Origin of the sequence: Aminobacter carboxidus (genome assembly GCF_014863355.1) — a bacterium.
Classification (GTDB): domain Bacteria; phylum Pseudomonadota; class Alphaproteobacteria; order Rhizobiales; family Rhizobiaceae; genus Aminobacter; species Aminobacter carboxidus.
Genome location: NZ_JACZEP010000020.1, coordinates 1 through 18018, shown reverse-complemented (window position 1 = coordinate 18018; position 18018 = coordinate 1). Strand labels below are relative to the sequence as shown.

General features: G+C 62.9%; 16 protein-coding genes and 1 pseudogene. 11 read left to right on the top strand and 6 right to left on the bottom strand.

Annotation, left to right across the window (positions count from 1 at the left end; translation table 11 throughout):
- Nucleotide 1: 1 nt before the first annotated feature.
- Nucleotides 2-1480 carry a protein adenylyltransferase SelO gene (locus IHE39_RS29095; RefSeq protein WP_192569012.1) on the bottom strand — a complete coding sequence of 493 codons (1479 nt, stop codon included), beginning with the start codon at nucleotides 1478-1480 and terminating at the stop codon, nucleotides 2-4.
- A 443-nt stretch (nucleotides 1481-1923) separates the two neighbouring features.
- On the opposite strand from IHE39_RS29095, the gene IHE39_RS29090 reads away from it, so the two are divergent.
- A complete protein-coding gene (locus tag IHE39_RS29090; protein WP_192568964.1) occupies nucleotides 1924-4131 on the top strand; it encodes a putative bifunctional diguanylate cyclase/phosphodiesterase in 2208 nt (735 codons plus the stop codon).
- Nucleotides 4132-4237: 106 nt separating this feature from the next.
- Nucleotides 4238-4554, top strand: a pseudogene (locus tag IHE39_RS29085) (Gfo/Idh/MocA family oxidoreductase); the annotation flags it as partial.
- A gap of 252 nt (nucleotides 4555-4806) precedes the next feature.
- Here IHE39_RS29085 and IHE39_RS29080 read toward each other — a convergent pair.
- Together IHE39_RS29080 and IHE39_RS29075 are read right to left on the bottom strand one after the other, a co-directional pair.
- A complete protein-coding gene (locus tag IHE39_RS29080; protein WP_192568963.1) occupies nucleotides 4807-5577 on the bottom strand; it encodes a CPBP family intramembrane glutamic endopeptidase in 771 nt (256 codons plus the stop codon).
- 776 nt (nucleotides 5578-6353) lie between these two features.
- Nucleotides 6354-7607, bottom strand: a complete 1254-nt coding sequence (locus tag IHE39_RS29075) for an FAD-dependent oxidoreductase (RefSeq protein WP_192568962.1) — start codon at nucleotides 7605-7607, stop codon at nucleotides 6354-6356.
- 93 nt (nucleotides 7608-7700) lie between these two features.
- On the opposite strand from IHE39_RS29075, the gene IHE39_RS29070 reads away from it, so the two are divergent.
- Both IHE39_RS29070 and IHE39_RS29065 read left to right on the top strand, forming a co-directional pair.
- The gene (locus IHE39_RS29070; protein WP_184773020.1) at nucleotides 7701-8300 is read left to right on the top strand and encodes a TetR/AcrR family transcriptional regulator; all 600 of its coding nucleotides are present in this window, start codon (nucleotides 7701-7703) and stop codon (nucleotides 8298-8300) included.
- A gap of 285 nt (nucleotides 8301-8585) precedes the next feature.
- Entirely contained in the window at nucleotides 8586-8723 is a 138-nt protein-coding gene (locus IHE39_RS29065; protein WP_192568961.1) for a hypothetical protein, read from the top strand.
- Nucleotides 8724-8751: 28 nt separating this feature from the next.
- Here the strand turns inward: IHE39_RS29065 and IHE39_RS29060 are convergent, their stop codons facing one another.
- Nucleotides 8752-9729, bottom strand: coding sequence for a L,D-transpeptidase (locus tag IHE39_RS29060; protein WP_192568960.1), 978 nt, complete (start codon nucleotides 9727-9729; stop codon nucleotides 8752-8754).
- Nucleotides 9730-9852: 123 nt separating this feature from the next.
- Here IHE39_RS29060 and IHE39_RS29055 point away from each other — a divergent pair, with 123 nt between their 5' ends.
- From IHE39_RS29055 to IHE39_RS29035, 5 genes are all read left to right on the top strand, one after another.
- A complete protein-coding gene (locus IHE39_RS29055) occupies nucleotides 9853-10842 on the top strand; it encodes a LysR family transcriptional regulator (RefSeq protein ID WP_246485678.1) in 990 nt (329 codons plus the stop codon).
- 261 nt (nucleotides 10843-11103) lie between these two features.
- Nucleotides 11104-11661, top strand: a complete 558-nt coding sequence (locus IHE39_RS29050; protein WP_343070141.1) for an SH3 domain-containing protein — start codon at nucleotides 11104-11106, stop codon at nucleotides 11659-11661.
- A 51-nt stretch (nucleotides 11662-11712) separates the two neighbouring features.
- Nucleotides 11713-12036, top strand: coding sequence for a hypothetical protein (locus IHE39_RS29045; protein WP_192568958.1), 324 nt, complete (start codon nucleotides 11713-11715; stop codon nucleotides 12034-12036).
- A 56-nt stretch (nucleotides 12037-12092) separates the two neighbouring features.
- Entirely contained in the window at nucleotides 12093-12392 is a 300-nt protein-coding gene (locus IHE39_RS29040) for a hypothetical protein (RefSeq protein ID WP_192568957.1), read from the top strand.
- A 90-nt stretch (nucleotides 12393-12482) separates the two neighbouring features.
- Nucleotides 12483-14543, top strand: coding sequence for a M13 family metallopeptidase (locus IHE39_RS29035; RefSeq protein WP_246485677.1), 2061 nt, complete (start codon nucleotides 12483-12485; stop codon nucleotides 14541-14543).
- Nucleotides 14544-14750: 207 nt separating this feature from the next.
- Here the strand turns inward: IHE39_RS29035 and IHE39_RS29030 are convergent, their stop codons facing one another.
- A complete protein-coding gene (locus IHE39_RS29030) occupies nucleotides 14751-15443 on the bottom strand; it encodes a DUF899 family protein (RefSeq protein WP_192569009.1) in 693 nt (230 codons plus the stop codon).
- 14 nt (nucleotides 15444-15457) lie between these two features.
- Nucleotides 15458-15751 (bottom strand): hypothetical protein, encoded by a 294-nt coding sequence (locus tag IHE39_RS29025; protein ID WP_192568956.1) that lies wholly within the window; start codon nucleotides 15749-15751, stop codon nucleotides 15458-15460.
- A 101-nt stretch (nucleotides 15752-15852) separates the two neighbouring features.
- Here IHE39_RS29025 and IHE39_RS29020 point away from each other — a divergent pair, with 101 nt between their 5' ends.
- Both IHE39_RS29020 and IHE39_RS29015 read left to right on the top strand, forming a co-directional pair.
- Nucleotides 15853-17073: a GntR family transcriptional regulator gene (locus IHE39_RS29020; protein ID WP_192568955.1), complete on the top strand. Its 1221-nt coding sequence runs from the start codon at nucleotides 15853-15855 to the stop codon at nucleotides 17071-17073.
- Nucleotides 17074-17183: 110 nt separating this feature from the next.
- The gene (locus IHE39_RS29015) at nucleotides 17184-17822 is read left to right on the top strand and encodes a Vgb family protein (RefSeq protein ID WP_192568954.1); all 639 of its coding nucleotides are present in this window, start codon (nucleotides 17184-17186) and stop codon (nucleotides 17820-17822) included.
- Nucleotides 17823-18018 lie beyond the last annotated feature (196 nt).

Sequence of the window (18018 nt, the reverse complement as noted above, 5' to 3'; positions counted from 1 at the left end):
ATTACGTACCGCAGAATGTCTTGAGCACGCGCTCTTCGTCTGTTGGTGGCTGCGCGTATGCCTCCATCTCGGGCTGCTCGTCGAACGGGCGCGCCAGCACAGTGAGCAGGCTGTGGAAAGGGCCAAAGTCGCCTTCATCGGTGGCGGCGGCGATGGCCGCTTCGACACGGTGATTGCGTGCTATGTATTTCGGGTTCACCGTCAGCATCCGAGCTGCGCGGTCGGCTGCATGCTCCGGCTCGCGAGCCAGCCTTTCCCGCCAGCGCCAAGCCCAGCTGTCGAAAGCAGTGGGGTCGATGAAGTGGTTGCGGACTTGGCCGGCGCCGTCGACCTCATGCGCCAGATCGCGAAATGTAAGGGTGAAATCCGCCCCGTTGCGCGCCATCAGGTCAAGCAGTTCGGCAGCAAGACCTAAGTCTTCAGGCTGCTCTGTAAACAGCCCGATCTTGTGGCGCATGCCGTCATGAAACGCAGCCTCGTAGCGTGCCTGGAACGATCCGATCGCCGCTTTCGCCTGCTCAAAGCCTTCATCGTCTGCCCCTGCCTGGCTTGCCACAATGGGCAGCAGCGCTTCGGCCAGTCGCGCCAGGTTCCAGACAGTGATGCGGGGCTGGTTTGCAAAGGCGTAGCGGCCTTGACGGTCGATGGAACTGAACACGGTCGCCGGATGATAGGCGTCGATGAACGCACATGGTCCATAATCGATCGTCTCGCCGGAAATTGCGACGTTGTCGGTATTGAGGACGCCATGGATAAAGCCGACCAGCATCCATTGCGCCACCAGCTTCGCCTGCGCTGCCACGACAGCATTGAGGAACCCAAGGTAGCGACCGGGGACTTCGGCGAGATGCGGATAGTGCCGCGCAATTGCGTAGTCCGCCAACGCCCTCAGGCCGTCGATGTCTTCCCGTGCGGCAAGGTACTGGAACGTGCCGACGCGGATGTGGCTTTTGGCAACGCGCGCAATCAGCGCTCCGGGAAGCCTGGTTTCGCGGTAGACGTGCTCGCCGGTGGCAACCAGCGACAGGGTTCGGGTGGTTGGGATGGCGAGTGCGTGCATCGCCTCGCTGACGATATACTCGCGCATCATCGGCCCGAGCGCTGCGCGCCCATCGCCATTGCGGGAAAACCGGGTCGGACCGGAGCCCTTCAATTGAACGTCGCGCAATTGGCCGCCGGTATCGCGCAGCTCTCCGACGAGGAGGGCACGACCGTCGCCAAGCTGCGGCACGAAGTTGCCGAACTGGTGACCCGCATAGGCCTGGGCGATGGGGCGCGCGTCAGCGGGGAAGCGGTTTCCAGCCAGCATGTCGACACCGTCAGGACCACGCAACCAGCCGATGTCGAGGCCCAGTTCCCGCGCCAGTGCTTCATTCAGTTCAAGCAGACGCGGTGTCGAAACCGAAGATGGTTCCGGACTGCTGTAAAGCCGTTCGGGGAGGTCGGCGGCATAAGTGTGCTGGAACCGGGGACTGCGCATGACATCTCGGGGCTTGTTCAGGTTACCAGCTAAATAGGCATGTCGCGGGTCGCGGGCCAGCAATTTGCGAGGGTTTTTGGCTCGCAACCCAATCGCGGTTTCTGATGTTGGACGCCCGGCAACAGGGCAGGGGCGCCCGTCATGCGGCGTGCCGTCCGCCTGAACCGGCGGGACGGCCGTCTGGCCGGTCATGTCGGCCTGAGCCTCGGCACCGGCGCTGCCGGGAGCGGCCCGTATGCGGCGCGGGGCGCGGCAAGCCGCGTCACCGGCCTTGCCGTTCGGCAGGGCCGCCATGCCCCTGCCCGGACCGTCATGCCCCTGAATGTCAGGCTGCACGTGTCTCCGCGACCGAACAGAGAGGGCTTTGGCGCTGAGATCGCTGACCTAACGTTATGTTAAGTCGGTGCTGATATAGGCAGGCGGATCAATAGCCTGCGGACGCCATGGTCGTACAGAGCCACCCCCGACCGCTGACCTTTCAAGTGACGCTAACGGTGTTGGCGCTTGCCGTTCTGGGCCTGGGGCTGGCGGCAGGTTTTGGCTTGCTTGCCACTTTGCAGGTCGATCGCACAGCCTTCGACACCCAGCGCACCTTCCTCGTCAACGGCCTGAAGGAAGAAGCCCAGGCGCTCCAACGCGAACAGGAAAGTGTTGCCGTCTGGGACGATGCCGTCACTTACGCCAAATCAGGCAACCAGCAATGGATGACCGAAAACCTCGGCGCCTGGATGTATGCCTATTATGGGCATGACCGCGTCTATGTCCTGGACGATCACGACCAGCCGGTTCATGCCATGCGCGATGGTCAGACATTGCAGCCGCAGGTCTTTTCCGAGGACCAAAATGCGATCCTGCCCGTCGTCGGCCGTATCAGGCAATTGCTGGCCGGCAGTGCCGGATCAGAAGACACAGCCAGTAAAGCTGCTGCCGAAGACCTCGTCACCATCGGCGACAGGCCGGCGATGCTCAGCGTCATGCCGCTGGTTCCGAGTTCGGATCGGGTCGCCCAGTCGCCCGGCAGCGAATTCGTCCACGTCACCGTGCAGTTCATCGACGATGCTCTGACAGACAGGATTGCCAGGCGATACCAGCTGAAAAACCTCCACGTCCTGCCCCGCCTGACCCAGACAATTACCGACGCGACCGTGCCGCTGATCGGCACCAATGGCGTGATCCTGGGCTATGTCGGATGGGAGCAGGCGCGCCCGGGCGCCAGTCTTGTCCGCGAAGCCGCGCCGGCCCTGTTTGGCGCCATCGCGATTTCGGCCGCGATCCTGATCTATCTGTTGCGCCGCCTGCGCCGCGCCTCCGGCCAGCTTCAGATCAGCCAGGACAAGGCGCGCTATCTTGCCTTCCACGATACGTTGACGGGGCTGCCCAACCGCGCGCTGTTTGAGGATCGGCTGCGACGTGCCCTGGTCAATGCTGACAGGGACAAAGGCCGCGTGGCACTGCTCTATGTCGATCTCGATCGCTTCAAGCATATCAACGACACACTCGGCCATCCCGCCGGCGACGAGCTCGTGCGCCAGACCGCGGTGCGGCTGGTGCAATCGGTGCGCGAGATCGATACCGTGGCACGCTTGGGCGGCGACGAATTTGCCATCATCCTGAGCGGCGTCAAGGACGCGCGCAATGCCGAAGATTTCTGCGACATCGTGCTGGCGCAGTTTTCGATCCCGTTCCAGCTGGCCGACGATCAGGTCTTTGTCAGCACCAGCATCGGCATTGCCCTTTCCCCCGATGTCGGAGCGGATCCTGACGACCTGTTGCGCAAGGCCGACATTGCCCTTTACGAGGCCAAGAAGAATGGCCGCGGCCGCTACCAGGTGTTTGCCGGCGACATGGACGAAATCCTGCTGCGCAAGCGCCGCATCGAAAGCGAATTGCGCGAGGCGCTGACCTCAGGTGACCAGATCAGGTTGACCTACCAGCCGATCTATGCCGGCGACTGCCAGACCATCGTTGGCGCCGAGGCGTTGCTGCGCTGGGCGCACCCCATCCACGCAGCACTTCCGCCGGGCAATCTGGTCGCACTCGCCGAAGAGCGCGGCATGATCGGGCTGCTTGGCGATTATGTGCTGCGGCAAGCTGCACGGTTTGCCGCCACGAGCACCTTGCCCTGGGTGGCGGTCAATGTGTCGCCGCTTCAGCTGCGCGACAAAAGCTTTCCCGAACGCCTGGCGCGGCTTCTTGAAGAATGCGGACTGACGCCATCGCGCTTGCAGCTCGAGATCACCGAAAGCGTGCTTCTGGCAAACAACGACACGACCCGCAGCGTGCTCGGCGCGCTGCGCGCGGCTGGCATAGTGGTCGCACTGGATGATTTCGGAACAGGATATTCGGCGATCAGCTACCTCCGGCATCATCGCATCGACAAGCTGAAGATCGACCGCTCCTTCATCCAGACCATCGGCAACGACGCCAGTGCCGCTGCTATCGTCAAGGCCCTTGTCGACCTGGCGCTTGCGCTGGACATCCGCGTCACCGCCGAGGGTGTCGAGACGGAGGCGCAGAAGGACCGCCTGATGGCCATGCACTGCGATGAATTCCAGGGCTACCTGCTGTCACCACCGCTGGAGGCGGCAGAGCTCTCCGCAGTGTTGGCGGGTGGTGCACAGCCCTTGCAGATGGTGAGATCCAGAGACTAGCGCCGCTGTGACCCGGCATCGACCGGGCAGAGGGTCGTCGGCGCCTCCTTCGCCAGACCGCTTCACGGCACCCACGGTGGAAGACCAATCGTGCTGCGCGCCGCCGAACGATGCCGACGGCCAGGTCGCCAGCATCTTTTATGCCGACGGCGCCTTCATCTCGGGCGGGCCTTCGATCGCGGCGTGCTGACTGTCGATTTCTGCAAGGGCGTGACGCGCGGCCGCGACCTCAAATGGCAGCCGGTCGAAAACTCGAGCGAGGTCGCCGGCCGCGGCCTTGTCCGCCAATGGCAGGCCTTCGTCCAGGCCATCCACGACGGCACCAAGCCGCCCGTTACAGCCGAAGACGGCTTGCACGTCGTCGCCTGCATCGAAGCCGCGTTCAGAGCCTCGCGGGAACGCCGGGAAGTGGCGGTGGGGTAGGCGGCGTCGAAGCGGTCGGCGATCCCCATGAGCTGCCGTTCTGGTTGTTCGCGCTCAACATGCTCGCCAGTGCAATCTTGTACACGTGGGTTTTCAACCGCACCTGTGGCAGCCTTGTGATGGTGCTGCTGCTTCATGCTGCCGTCTACACCGGGATCGTCATGCGGCCCATAGCTCTGCACCCGCTCCAGCGGTCACCCCCAGGGCAACCGTTCGACGAACAACCGGCTTCGAATCTCACCGCGCGCAGCCTCAGGCTGCGGCCTTCGGCGCGAAGCGCTTCCGGCCGTGGATTGCGACGATCGCCAGCGCGACAAGCGCCCACAGTGCGACGGCGATCCACTGCTGCTGCACCTGGTCGGCACCCTCGTAGACCCGACCAAGGTAGCGCACGCTATTTTGGTGCGAGGCGTGCATCAGGATCGCCAACAGCGCGCTGCCGGTGTTCTGCCAGAGCCAGGTGAATACCACTGCGGCGAGTACCGCGTGGATCGAACCGTAGACTGTCAGGTCACCCACCAGCCCGAGCGGCAGGTGCCACGCCGCCCAGAGCACGCCCAGCATGAGGCTCGCCGCTAGTGCCCCCTGCCGCTCGAGCATTTTTGGGAGCGCATAACCGCGCCAGCCCGGCTCCTCACCGAGCGGGCCGCTGAACACCAGGAAAATCGCTACCCAGGCGAAGATCTCGCCGAACGGTGGGACCAAGCTCCAATTGGGCGGCGCCGCACCGAACATGGGGGTTACGAGCACTGCCGCAAGCTGCAATGCCAGCGGCAGCCCGATCGCCACCAAGTACCAGACGGGTGCCACCCGCCAACGCCCGATCGCGGCCAGGATCCGCCTCACCCCCACCCAGCCTTCAGTCAGCGCCGCGATGGCGAAGCCGGCGAGCGCTGGGCCGAAAGTGAACCAAGGTATGCCCTCGCCACCGCTCGCCATCCACGGCAGGAACAACAGCCATGTCAGCGCGAAGGCGAGCGCGAAAAAGCTGACGAGCGGGTGCCTCGAAATCTGTGTCACCATACCGTTGACCCCTGTTGCGCATGACCAAGAGAGCTAAGCGCCTCCGGCGGCGCGCCACCCCTCGGCGAAATAGACTATCACTTTGCCCGGCGCGAACCACGTAGTCAGCCTGCCTTCCGCTTGGCCCCACAACAGGTGAATTGCAGGCTCTCTGGCTGATCCTGCCACATGCTGTCTGTCCGAGCGCGCCGGGGGGTGTTCCGCTCGACGACCGCTTCTGGCTCGACAGTGACTTCCAGCGGTCGCGGCAATGTCCGCCTTATGGAAGTGGCAAAGCAGGCCTTTATGGGCTGCGATGGAGGCGCATTTGCTGCCGATCACGTGAGGCGATGCGTAAGTCGGCCTCAGCTCAGCAGCAGCTTCTGCCTGCAAGGTTTGGCCGTTCGTGTCGATGACGAGGTCCGCTGGCGTCGCACCCCAGTCCGTTGGCAACGTGCCATAGCGTGATTGCAGTCGGATTGCGCTAGCTGATTATTGGGCGCTGATATGATCTGATCAACACCCATGGGTTCCGCAACCTTGCAACCGCGGCCGCCAACAGGTTGTATCTGAAACGTCCCGTATAGATGCTCACCATCGCCGCCATAACGAGGTTGGTGGTCCGTTTAGGATGCTGCCCAGTCGCTGGGCTTGCCATGGGCAGCTCCCCGGCGCTGCTTTTGTGTGGCGCCTCAGGACGCCCGTGATAAATGAACGCGCTGGAGCCGTCGCGATACACACGCCAGGGTGACTGCATTGGTGACGGCGTATCGCATCTCTGCCGGAGATTGCCGCGTTCAAGCCGCGGCTTTGAACGATCGAACGCGCGCCGCGTCGGCGGTGTCGTCGATACGCGCGGCAGAGACAGCCGCCGGTGGCAGTTGGGCCGAAGCGGCACGGCTCAGGCCCGACAGGTTCATCTGAATGCGCCACCTGGCAATCGGGTTGAGGTTCACAAGCGACAGCATCATATTGCGAAAAAAGCGCCTTATTGGACCGCGCGTGGTCGCCATGCCCGTCATTGTTCCAGCGATGCTCAGCACCTTTTCCGCTGCAGGCCGGCGCAGTCTTTCGTACAGGTCGAGGGCTGCCTCTTCCCGGATGCCGTTTATCACATCGCCGAGCAGTTCTCCGAGTACCACCGCATCCACCAAGCCAGTGTTCATGCCTTGGCCACCGGCGGGGCTGTGAACATGGGCAGCGTCGCCCATGAGGAATAAGCGATCCTTTCGATAGGAGCTGGCGAGACGATGGTGCAGCCGGAAACGCGAACTCCAGTTCAGCGCGGTGACCTTGGCGCGCTCACGTTCTGGGCCGCGGCTGTCCAGTAGGCGCTGGATGTCAGCGATCTGCGGCTGCTCCGGCGCATCATCCATGGTAGCCACGACGCGGAACGTCCCGTCCGGCAAGGGGGCGACAACCACCATTCCCGCTGGCGAAAAGAAAAGGGAGACCTCCTTGCCGGTCAGCGGCCACTCCAGACTTACATCGGCCAGCACAAAGGAACCCTCATAGGTCGCGCCTTCGAAATCGAAGCCGGTCGCCTGTCGCACAACGCTGTGTGCGCCGTCGCCGCCAACCACGTAGCGGGCTGATACCCTGTGCTCGACCCCATTCTTGCTGAGCGTTACAATTGCCTGGTCGCCATCCTGGAGCACGCCGGTGGCGGTGAAGCCTCGATGCACAAATCCGCCGAGCGCCGCGATGCGCTCTGCGAGCACCTGCTCGGTTAAGTTCTGAGGCAGCATTAAGAGGTAGGGATGATTGGTCGGCAGCTTGCCGAAGCGTAGGTTCAATAGTGCGCGGTCACGATCCCTGACCGTGAACCGGTCAACTTTCATCCCAAGCTCAACCATCCGGTCGGTCACGCCCAAGCGGGTTAGCGCCTCAAGAGTGTGTGCATGGATGACACCAGCGCGCGATGTGTTTTGACCCTGATCGAGCTTGTCGACCAGCAGATGATCGATGCCAGCCTGGTGCAGGGCGATCGAGAGTGCCATGCCAGTGGGGCCGGCACCAACGATGATGATGTCCGTATGATCGGGGAGCATTTCAATTCCTCCTTGGATATGAGTTTTATCAACGACTGTTGACTTATGAGGTATGCCATTGAATTTGTCAACAGCTGTTGGCATATAGACGACATGAGCAACAAACCGACCGCCAAACCAACCAAATCCGAACGAACGCGCGCCGCGATCCTCGAGGCAGCCCGCGAGCTTTTTACGGAGTTCGGCTATCAGGCTGCGACGGTGCGCGATGTGGCGCACCGGGCTTCGATCGATCCGGCAATGGTGATCCGCTACTTTGGCAGCAAGGAGGAGCTCTTTGCCCGTGCTGCCTCGATCAGGCTGAATGTTCCCCAGTTAAAGGTGGTTGACAGTCAAGCTATCGGTGAGACGCTGGTCCGCCATTTCCTGAATCTATGGGAGGGGCCGGAGAGCAGTTGCGGCATGGCGGTGTTGTTGCGATCGGCGGCCTCGAACGAGTTTGCCGCCGAAAAAATGCGGGACGTATTCGCCGCGCAAGTTCGCCCGGTTGTGGCATCCGTTGGGGATCCCGCGACAGCAGCCAGGCGTGCCGGTCTGGTCTCCAGCCAATTGCTCGGATTGGCAATGTGCCGCTATATCCTTAGGCTGCCTCCTGTGGTTGATCTGTCCCAGGTGGAAATCGTGCGCGCGATTGGTCCGACGCTACAAAGCTATGTGATGGCGACCGATGAAGATGCGATGTGCAAGATTTGACGCGGCCCATCATGGGGTTCTGGGCAGAATGGGGATGTCTGGTTCCGACCCAATCGCTCCCCTTGCGTCGCGGCCGGCAATGACTGCTTTCAGGCGCCGGCGAAGCCCCGACAGCCTAGATGAAGGCGCATTGTTGGCAGGCAGTCTTGGGGCCGTAGAACGAACCCGCTGCGCGGGATAGGCGCGCGCTGTGAGGTAAGGTGCACGAGCGGTTCGTTGCGCTTGCATTGAGCGTCGTTCGGCAGCGGCAGAGCATGACGGGCTTCTTCAACAAGGAGCCTGACCATGCCCCACCCTGTTCTCGATCAAGCCATCAGTCCGCTGCGCCAGACGACGCTGAGCATCATCACGATGCCGGACAGTCAGCTCTGGAACGCAGATTTCGGCAAGCTGCCGAGGGTCCCCGATGCGAGGTTTCGCTGACGGACGGGTTCCTCGGCGGTCCCTGCCATCACGACATGATGACGAAATCCTTGCCCGACCTGCTGTCGGGAGACAGCGGCGCGTCGGTCACGATCAGGACCGCTCCAGGGTGCAACGCAGGACGCATACGCCCGAGGAAGCGATCGTCTGCCTTCAGGCGGGAAATTGCGCGCTCTTCGGGCTGGAAGAACCCGTCGGCATCGCTGTTGTGCGAGATCGCCACCCAGCGCAGCCCCCTGGCGCCGTCATGGGCGTTGTCCAGGACGAAGACGTGGCTGCCGAGCTTGCCGCCGCCGGCGATCGTCAGCGTGCCCTCGGCCTGGACCTCAGAGTTCTCGACCAGCATGATCCTGCGGTCGGTGGACGAGGCGATGATCGACGTGACCGGCTGCTTCTCCGCCTCCGTCCAGTCCGAGGGGTGCGACTTTCCCTTCAGCGCAGCGACGGCCGAACCGAACTCGTGCTCGGCATATGCGCCGAGCACCATGCCGGGATGGACAAGTTCCTTCGGATCGGCATGCGCGCCGGAGATGATGACCGGCGTGCCGAGATGGGTGACGCCGAACAAACGTTCGGAGAACTCCATCGGAAGCCGTACGCAGCCATGGGAGGCCGGATAACCGGGCAGCTTGCCGGCGTGAAGCGCGATACCCGACCAGGTCAAGCGGTTCATGTTCGGCATCGGTGCGTCGTTGTAGGTACTGGACTTGTGATGCTTGTCCTTTTGCAGGACGACGAACACGCCGGTCGGCGTCTCGTGGCCCTGCTTGCCGGTGGAACAGGTCGAAACGGCGATGCGGATTCCGTTCCGGTAGACATGCGCGCGCTGTTCCGGGATCGAGACCACCACGGCGACGGCGCCTGTCTGCTGGCGCTCGGGATGCCAGGTGAATTCGCCGGGCTTCAGCGCCGCGATCTCCTTCATCACCTCGCGGGCGAGACCCTCGCCGGCTGCCGCCAGTCCAACCAGCGATGCCGCGCCTAAAATCAGCTTTCGCCTGTCCATCTTCCCACCCGCATATCTCATCGTCGCGTTCACCGGTTGACCTCGAGGCAGAAAGACCTGGAAGTCTATCGACACCACCGCATGCGTCCAATGAGATTGATGACATACGGGCCAGTAAAATTCATGGGTACTGGCCATATTTTTTCTTTCTTCCGGATGCGATTGCGGGCGGGTACACCTAGGATCGCAGGCACGATCCACGGACGCTCAGACATGGAATACCGGCAGAATTTCCGCGCGCTCGAAGCGTTCGAGGCGGTCTCGCGCCACCTGTCCGTCTCGGCGGCGGCAGTGGAACTGGGTGTCACGCAGAGCGCCATCAGCCACCAGTTGCGGCTGCTGTCCGATCTCGTCGGCGAGCGCCTGTTGCAGAAGCAAGGGCGAGGCATAGCCCTGACCGAGGCCGGGGATCGCCTCGCCCGCAAGCTGCAGCCGGCCTTTGCCGAGATCGTCCGTTCGGTCGGCGACGCCATCGGAGGCACGCGCCACGTCGTCAGGCTGGCGATCTGCAGCAGCTTCGGACCCGCCTGGCTCGTCCCGCGCCTCGCCGGATTCTATGCGACCAAGCCCGCGTTCGATCTGCAGGTCTGCATGTATGCGCGCGACCCCGAACTGACCGATGCGGTCGCGGACGCTTTCGTCACCACCTTGCCGACCGAGAAGGGTTTCGAAGCCGTCCTGCTATGGGCCGAGAAGCTGGTCCCGGTCGTCGCGCAGACCGCCGATGGCGCCACCGAGCCCGCGCTTATCACCACCGACCTCCAGCCCGGTCGTCACGGCGCCGACTGGAAGGCCTATGCCGCCTTGTCGGGGCGCGATATGGCGAGGGACGGACGGTGGCTCTTTGCCTCGCACTATCTGATCGCACTGGAAATGGTGAAAGCCGGTCTGGGCGCCGCCCTGGTGCCGGATTTTCTCGCTGCGCGGGAGCTTGAGGCGGGCACCATCAGACAACTCCATGATGCGGCCCTCCCAACGCATGAAGACTATCATCTTTGCGTAAAGGAGAGCCGACGCGGCGAACCGGCAATCGACGCTCTGATCCGCTGGTTCAAGTCTCAGCTGCCCAGGCAGGCGAGAAGCCATGGAAACGGAGGGCCGCCCGCAAAGTAACCCGGCTCTTCGATACATGAATTCTATTTGTCACATGACATCGAGAATTCATTAGTGTGCAGGCGCCGCTCAAGTCCACAATGTCGACCGCAAAGGCTGCTTTTCGGTGAGGTTGCGTCGGTGCGTTTGTTTATCCTTTTCGCCTGCGCGACACTTCTCTTCTTGTCCGGAGGCCTGGCGCCCGGTTTGTGGCCCGCCCAGGCCAGCGCGCAGGATCGCAGTGAACGGATCAGTTTCGCGCCCGGTCGCAGTTCGCGCACGGTGCGCGATACGATCTCGGGCTACGAGGCGGTCGACTACATCGTGCGCGTCATGGCTGGTCAGAGATTGGCGGCGACGCTCCGCGCAAGCAATCCGAGCAGCTACCTGAACATCAAGGCGCGCGGCTCGTCGGAGGCGCTTTTCAACGGCTCCATCGAAGGCAATGTCGGCGACGTCATCGTGCCGTCCGGCGGCGACTATGTCGTCGAGGTCTACCTGATGCGCAATGCGGCCAGGCGCGGCGAGAGCGCGAACTTTTCGCTGACCGTCGAGGTCACGGGAGGCGACCCCGGAAACCGCCAGCCCGACTTTGCCGATGGATTGTCGGGTGGTCCGGATTTCTGGGAGGTCGCCAACGTGCAGCCGGGCGACCGGCTAAACGTCCGCGCGCGACCGTCTTCGCAGGCAACGACGGTCGCAAGGCTGCGCAACGGGACGGTGCTGCGCAACCTCGGCTGCCGCATGAACGGACAGACCCGCTGGTGCCGCGTCGAGCGCCGCGACGGCAGCGCCGGCGGCTGGGCTGCTGGTCGGTTTCTGGTCGAGTCCGGCGGCTAGGGGCGAACGGCAACCGGATTGAACGGGAAGAATGGGAAAGGCAAATAGGCGATGATGAAATACGGTATTCCGGTTCTTGTCGCGGCGGCCCTTGCGGGTGGCTGCACGACCGATTCCCAGAGCCCGCAAAAGACCACGGCGGCGCCCGCCCTGATGGACGAGAGCGTCCCCCAGGTCGCCCGCGATGCATGCCTTCGCGAAGTCAGGCGCACAACGAACAATCCGGACCTCTCCATCGTGGAGATGCTCTATTCCGAAGCCAATTCGCAACTGAAGATCGGTGTCGGGCCGGACCGCGCTCCGTGGCAGTGCACCGTCTCGAACAGGGGCGAGGTGGCAAACGTCATGTCGCTCACCAACGAGGGGGCGCTCTGACGCCCGTGCCTTGCCGAAGCCTTCCGTGTCACGGTCACCCAATCAGGAAAAGCAAGATGTCGCGCATCCTTCGAACCATCGCTTTTGTTGCGGCCGCCACGGCAGCCGGTCCCGCGTTTTCGGCAGTGCCGTTTTTCAATGCCACATGTCCGATGGGCATCGAAGTGCACGCAGACCAGGGTGGACCGATCTACATCAACGGCAAGGAGGCAAAGCTGAAGGTCTTCAACGCCAACTACTACGAAGCGAGCCACGATCACGTGACGATATCGTTGTCCATCAATCCTGACGGGACGCCTGACGTGTCGTACACCGCACGCGGCGGAGCCAATGGCATCTGCACGATCAAGAAGTAGCGGTGACGTGCTCATGCCTCCGTCGTCGGAATGTGATGACCAGGTTGCAACAGGGGTTCGTGGTGCAATCAGCCGAAGCTGGAGTTGGCAATGCAGCGCCTGATGGCCGTACTGATCTCGTGCTTGGCGACGGCGACTCATGCCGCGGACCAGACGGCCATTCCTGAAATCGGCCCGGACCAGCTGGCGTTCTCGGTGACCAACATGGATCGGCGTGTCGATCCGGGCGTCGATTTCTATCGATATGCCTCCGGCGGGTGGCTGGACCGCGTCGAGCGGCCAGAAAGACTGGCAGCCATAGGCGCCTTCCAATTCATGGCCGAGCGATTGAAGGCGCAGATGGTCAGGACGATCAACGAGGCGGCGGAGAAGGCGGCAACGTCGCCGCAAGGCAGCCCCGTGCAGCAGGTCGGTGACTTCTACAACTCCTACATGGATGTGGCCGCGATCGATGCGGCCGGCATGGAGCCGCTACGGCCCGAACTCGAGCGGATCGGGGCAATCGCCTCGCTTGGCGATCTTTCCGAGTATCTCGGGCGCTACACGCTGGTCACGTCGGACTTCGCTCTGCTGTCGATCGTGCCTTCGACGGATCGCGCCGACACGACAAGAACCGTGTTTTATGTCGTCAGTGGAAAACTGGGGCTGTTGCAGGGGTCACTGTACGAAGAAAAGGACGACTCCCGCCAAATCCAGGCGTATCTCGTCTTTCTCAGGGATATTTTGAAGATTGCGGGACATAGGCCCGCCGAGGCGGCCCGTCTGGCCGACCTCACATTGGATCTGGAAAGGGCCTTCCATGCGGCGAAGATAACGCCGGTGGAGGCGGTCGACCCGCGCAACAGCTACAATCCGCAACCGTTCGCCACGCTCCAGGCCGAGATCCCGGAACTGGACCTTGCCCGCCTGCTCAAGGGCCTCGGCGCCGAAGTCCCCGAAACGCTGGCGCTGACCGAACCCCGCTACCTTCCAGCGTTGTCGCAAATGCTGCGCAATCGCCCGCTGGTTGATTTCAAGGACTATTTGAAGGTCAAGCTGATCCTGAAATTCCAGCCCTATCTGACCACGGCGTTCGACGAACCCGTCCGCGCGGTCAACGCCACGCTGGCCGGCGTTTCCGTACTGCCGCCGCGCGAGGAGCGCGCGCAGGATCTGATGCGCGAAAATCTTGGCCAGCCCGTCTCGCGGCTTTATGTCGAGAACTACTTCAAGGAGGAAACGCGCGCCAAGGCCACCGACATGGTGCAGCGGATCCACGCCGCGTTCCTGGAAAGGATCAAGACGCGGTCATGGCTGAGTGAGCCGACACGCCAGGCTGCAATCGACAAGCTGGAGAAGCTGTCGTTCAACATCGCATATCCTGACCCCTGGATCGACTACAGCGGCGTTGCGATCGGCCCTCGCAACGTCGTGGCCAACATCATGAATTTGATCGCTTTCGACACGAAGCGCGAGATCGACAAAGCAGGAAAGCCGGTCGTCCACGATGCGTTCAGCGACACTCACTCGACGCTGCCGATCATCATCAACGCCGCGTACGACAGTTCGATAAACGGGTTCGAGGTGCCCGCCGCAATGCTCCAGCCCGCGGCGTTCGAGGCCGACCGAGACGCTGCGGTCTATTTCTGTCGACTCGGAGCGGTCCTCGGACACGAGATGACACATGGCTTCGACAGCGGTGGACGGCTTTTCGACGCAACCGGCAATCTGCGCGACTGGTGGGCGCCACAAGACGCTGCCGCATTCGAGAAGGAAGCCCACAAGCTCATCGACCAGGCCAACGGCTTCGAGGTTCTTCCCGGGCTGAAGGCCAACGGACCCCTTAACGTCAAGGAGAACATGGCCGACGTTGGCGGCATCAACTTTGCCTACCAAGCCTTGCAGACATACCTGTCCGAGCATCCCGCAGACAATGTCGAGATCGACGGAATGACTCCGGCGCAACGCTGCTTCGTGGCGTGGGCGCAGATGTGGACGCTCAAGGCGAACGAACAGACGCTACGCTATCTTGTGGCCGCCGACACGCACGCCCCAGGCAATTACAGGGCGTTCGCCGCACTTCAACATGTCGAGGCGTTTTACGAGGCTTTCGATATTGAAGAAGGCGACCCGATGTGGCTGGCACCCGAAAAGCGTGTCAACGCCTGGTGACGAAGCATCCGACATCATTCGCGTCGGCATGACCAGGTGGTGAAAGTCCGAGCCAGATGGTGGTCGGCCGGGCGTGCATGAATGCCGCCAAGATTTTTCGGTAGATTAGTGAGGCTGCGACATCTCTGCCTTGTTTGGGCAAGCGGTCGGCGATCCCCTCATTTTCGCGCTGCCATCCGGTCGTCGTGCCACGTCCCTTTGCGGCGGTTAGGCGTAGCGATCGTGGCGGCGTACCCAGTCCATTCCCTCTGCTTCGTTGCGCCCCTTTGGAGCAAGATCGAGCATGTTGTAGGTGCCCATCATCACCTCGACGCCGCGCCCGTAAGTGGAGTAGGTGCGGAAGATCTCGCCCGCCTCGTCCTTGTAGAAGGCGCTGACGCCGGGCCATTCCTCGCCGGTTTCCTGCCATTCGCCAAAATTGTAGTCTATATGTCCGCTGGCGACCTCTTCGGCTGTGAAGCTGACGCGGAAGTCGAAGTTGAAGTCGTTGCCGAAGGACGACACCCATCTGAACTGCCAGCCCATGCGTTTGCGGTAGCGCTCGATCTCGGCAAGCGGCGCGCGCGAGACGGCGATCATGGTGACGTCGTGGTGCGCCAGATGCCTGTTCATGCCATCTGTGTGATCGGCCATGTAGGAGCAGCTCGGGCAACCTTCCTTCCATCCCGGCGCGAACATGAAATGCTGCACCAGAAGCTGCGACCGGCCGTCGAAGAGATCGGCCAGCCTGCGCGGACCCTCCGGCGTGTCGAACACATATTCCTTGTCGATGCGCACCCAGGGCAAAGAGAGCCGCTCACCGGCGACCTTGTCGCGAAGACGCGTGAGCTCCTTCTCCGCTTTCAGCAGGTCTCGGCGGGCAGTCAGCCAGTGATCGTGCGAAACAACAGCGTGTTGCACAGAGTGTTGCATTGTCAGTCTCCTTCGGTTTGGGTGACGGATGTATCGGGGCGCCGCGAACGGGCAGAAAGGAGCTTCATCCACGGCGACAGGTGAAACAGGCTCATCAGCACGTACATGAGGGCCATGTCGTTGATCGGCGCGAAAGCCGAGGCTGCCGAGCACATCGTCATGGCGGGCGAGCCGACAGCGGAAATCGAGGCCATCAGCGCGCAGGTCGGAGCGACCGCGAGCCCAAGCCAGTCGGCCGCATCGATCGTTGCCCTGGGCGACAAAGCTGCCTTTTGTGGTGCTGCGCGCATCGTCATGACAGGTCCTCTCATCTCATTCGCCGTTTCAGCGGTTGCGATACGAACAGGCTAGCTCGGGCGCGAGGGTCGGTGAGAGTTACAAAGGTGACGGGATTTTTATGGACGCGCTGATCACTGCCGCCGCACAGGCTCTTGCGGCTGGCGACCCCCTCGCTGCGCTGAAACGGGTCGCCTTGCGCGATGACCCACCGGCGCTGGCGTTGCGTGGCATCGCGATGGCGCAACTCGGCGACCTCGCGCGCGCCAGAAAGCTTCTGCGCAGCGCGGCGCGTGCCTTCGGCCCGAAAGAGCCTTTGGCCCGTGCGCGTTGTGCCGTAGCCGAAGCCGAAATCGCGCTTGTGTCGCGTGATCTCGGCCGATCCTTGCAAACGCTTGATGCAGCACGGACGGTGCTCGAAGCATCAGGTGACCGCAGGAACGCAGCACATGCCGGCTATCTCCAGGCACGGCACCTTCTCCTGATCGGCCGTCTGGATGATGCCGAAAGGGTGCTCGCTGCGTTCGACGCCGATGCCCTGCCGCCGGCGTCGCGGGTCGGGCGCGAATTGGTGGTGGCGGGCATAGCCATCCGACGCATCGAGACCAAGCCGGCGAGAATCGCTCTGCAACGGGCAGGACGGGCGGCAAAAGACGCGCGCATTTCAGCACTCGCGGCCGAGGTCGACCAGGCCGTGCGGGCATTCGCTGCGTCGGCGGCGCGCCTGGTCAGCCGCGGCGTCGGGCGGCTCCTCGATCTCGAAGAGGTCGAAAATTTACTGGCCTCCGAAACGCTTGTCGTGGACGCCTGCCGCAGCGTGGTGCGGAGAGGGACAAAGATGGTTCCGCTCGCCAGCCGTCCCGTCTTGTTCGCACTCATGCGTGCGCTCGCCGAGGCATGGCCGGACGATGTGGCGCGCGAAACGCTGCTCAGACGCGCTTTTGGGGCACGGCATGCCGACGAGGCGCACCGGGCGCGGCTGCGCGTCGAAATCGCCCGGCTGCGCGAGGCGATCAGGCCGCTGGCGGCGCTGAGCGCGACCCGGGAGGGTTTCGTTCTGCGGCCTCGCGCCAGGACTGATGTCGCCGTGCTGGCGCCGCCCGTCGAAAGCGAGCACGGCGAAGTGCTCGCTCTGCTCGGCGACGGCGAGGCCTGGTCGAGTTCGGCCTTGGCGCTGGCGTTGGGCGTGAGCCCGCGCACGGTGCAGCGGGCGCTCGAAGAGCTTGCCCGTGACGGCAAGGTCGAGGCCTTCGGACGCGGGCGGGCCTGCCGTTGGATCGCGTCGAGCCTGCCCGGATTCCCGACAAGCTTGTTGCTCCCCGCCACGGGCATTTCCGGCTAGAGCATTTCCGCTTTTCTTCGAATCGCGGAATTGCTCTATCTTCTTGTTTTTGCGCAATTCCTAGGGAAAACCGCTACGCACTTTTCCTGGAATTGCTCTAGTATGAGGCCATGAAACATTCGACCGCCGAAATCATCCGGGAATATGGTCCCTTTCCCGATATGGACGACGTCGCCGGGGTCAGCTTCGACGGCAATCAGGTCTGGTTCGCAAGCGGCGAAAAGCTGAATGCCCTCGATCCCGAAAGCGGAGAGATCTTGCGATCGCTTGACGTCGAAGCCCATGCCGGAACCGCATTCGACGGCGAGCACCTTTATCAGATCGGCGATGCCGTGATCCGCAAGATCGATCCCAGGACCGGCGCGGTGATCGCCGCAATCCCGGCGCCCGGGGAGGGCAGCGACTCAGGCCTGGCCTGGGCGGAGGGGTCGCTCTGGGTCGGGCAGCATCGTGGCCGCAAGATCCATCAGGTCGACCCCGTAACAGGAAAAGTGCTGCGCACGATCGAATCCGATCGCTTCGTCACCGGCGTCACCTGGGTCGATGGCGAGCTCTGGCATGGCTCCTGGCAAGACAGCGGCAGCGATCTCCGCCGCATCGACCCCGAAACGGGCGAAGTGCTCGAGCAACTCGACATGCCGGCCGGGGTCGGCGTTTCCGGGCTTGAATCCGATGGCGGGGACCGCTTTTTCTGCGGCGGCGGCAACAGCGGAAAAGTCAGAGCCGTTCGCCGGCCCAGGCAGTCTTGAGTGAGCGTCGGCCAAAGCTGGCAATCCAGAGAATGGCCAAAAGCTGACGGACAGGAAACCACCCGCGACGGAGAGGGCACCAACCTACCGGTCACCGCCGAATACGGCCTGCACGTCGTCGCCTGCACCGAAGCCCCTTCAAGACCTCGCGCGAACGCTGGGAAGTGGCGGTGGAGTAGGGGGTGGGGGGCGGAGC

Excerpts from the sequence above, each read along its gene's own strand:
- IHE39_RS29090 (WP_192568964.1), top strand. The coding sequence starts at position 1,924 with ATGGTCGTACAGAGCCACCCCCGACCGCTGACCTTTCAAGTGACGCTA.
- IHE39_RS29075 (WP_192568962.1), bottom strand. The coding sequence starts at position 7,607 with ATGCTCCCCGATCATACGGACATCATCATCGTTGGTGCCGGCCCCACT.
- IHE39_RS29060 (WP_192568960.1), bottom strand. The coding sequence starts at position 9,729 with ATGGACAGGCGAAAGCTGATTTTAGGCGCGGCATCGCTGGTTGGACTG.
- IHE39_RS29040 (WP_192568957.1), top strand. The coding sequence starts at position 12,093 with ATGTCGCGCATCCTTCGAACCATCGCTTTTGTTGCGGCCGCCACGGCA.
- IHE39_RS29070 (WP_184773020.1), top strand. The coding sequence starts at position 7,701 with ATGAGCAACAAACCGACCGCCAAACCAACCAAATCCGAACGAACGCGC.
- IHE39_RS29055 (WP_246485678.1), top strand. The coding sequence starts at position 9,853 with ATGGGTACTGGCCATATTTTTTCTTTCTTCCGGATGCGATTGCGGGCG.
- IHE39_RS29025 (WP_192568956.1), bottom strand. The coding sequence starts at position 15,751 with ATGACGATGCGCGCAGCACCACAAAAGGCAGCTTTGTCGCCCAGGGCA.
- IHE39_RS29080 (WP_192568963.1), bottom strand. The coding sequence starts at position 5,577 with ATGGTGACACAGATTTCGAGGCACCCGCTCGTCAGCTTTTTCGCGCTC.
- IHE39_RS29015 (WP_192568954.1), top strand. The coding sequence starts at position 17,184 with ATGAAACATTCGACCGCCGAAATCATCCGGGAATATGGTCCCTTTCCC.
- IHE39_RS29045 (WP_192568958.1), top strand. The coding sequence starts at position 11,713 with ATGATGAAATACGGTATTCCGGTTCTTGTCGCGGCGGCCCTTGCGGGT.
- IHE39_RS29020 (WP_192568955.1), top strand. The coding sequence starts at position 15,853 with ATGGACGCGCTGATCACTGCCGCCGCACAGGCTCTTGCGGCTGGCGAC.
- IHE39_RS29035 (WP_246485677.1), top strand. The coding sequence starts at position 12,483 with ATGCAGCGCCTGATGGCCGTACTGATCTCGTGCTTGGCGACGGCGACT.
- IHE39_RS29065 (WP_192568961.1), top strand. The coding sequence starts at position 8,586 with ATGCCCCACCCTGTTCTCGATCAAGCCATCAGTCCGCTGCGCCAGACG.
- IHE39_RS29095 (WP_192569012.1), bottom strand. The coding sequence starts at position 1,480 with ATGCGCAGTCCCCGGTTCCAGCACACTTATGCCGCCGACCTCCCCGAA.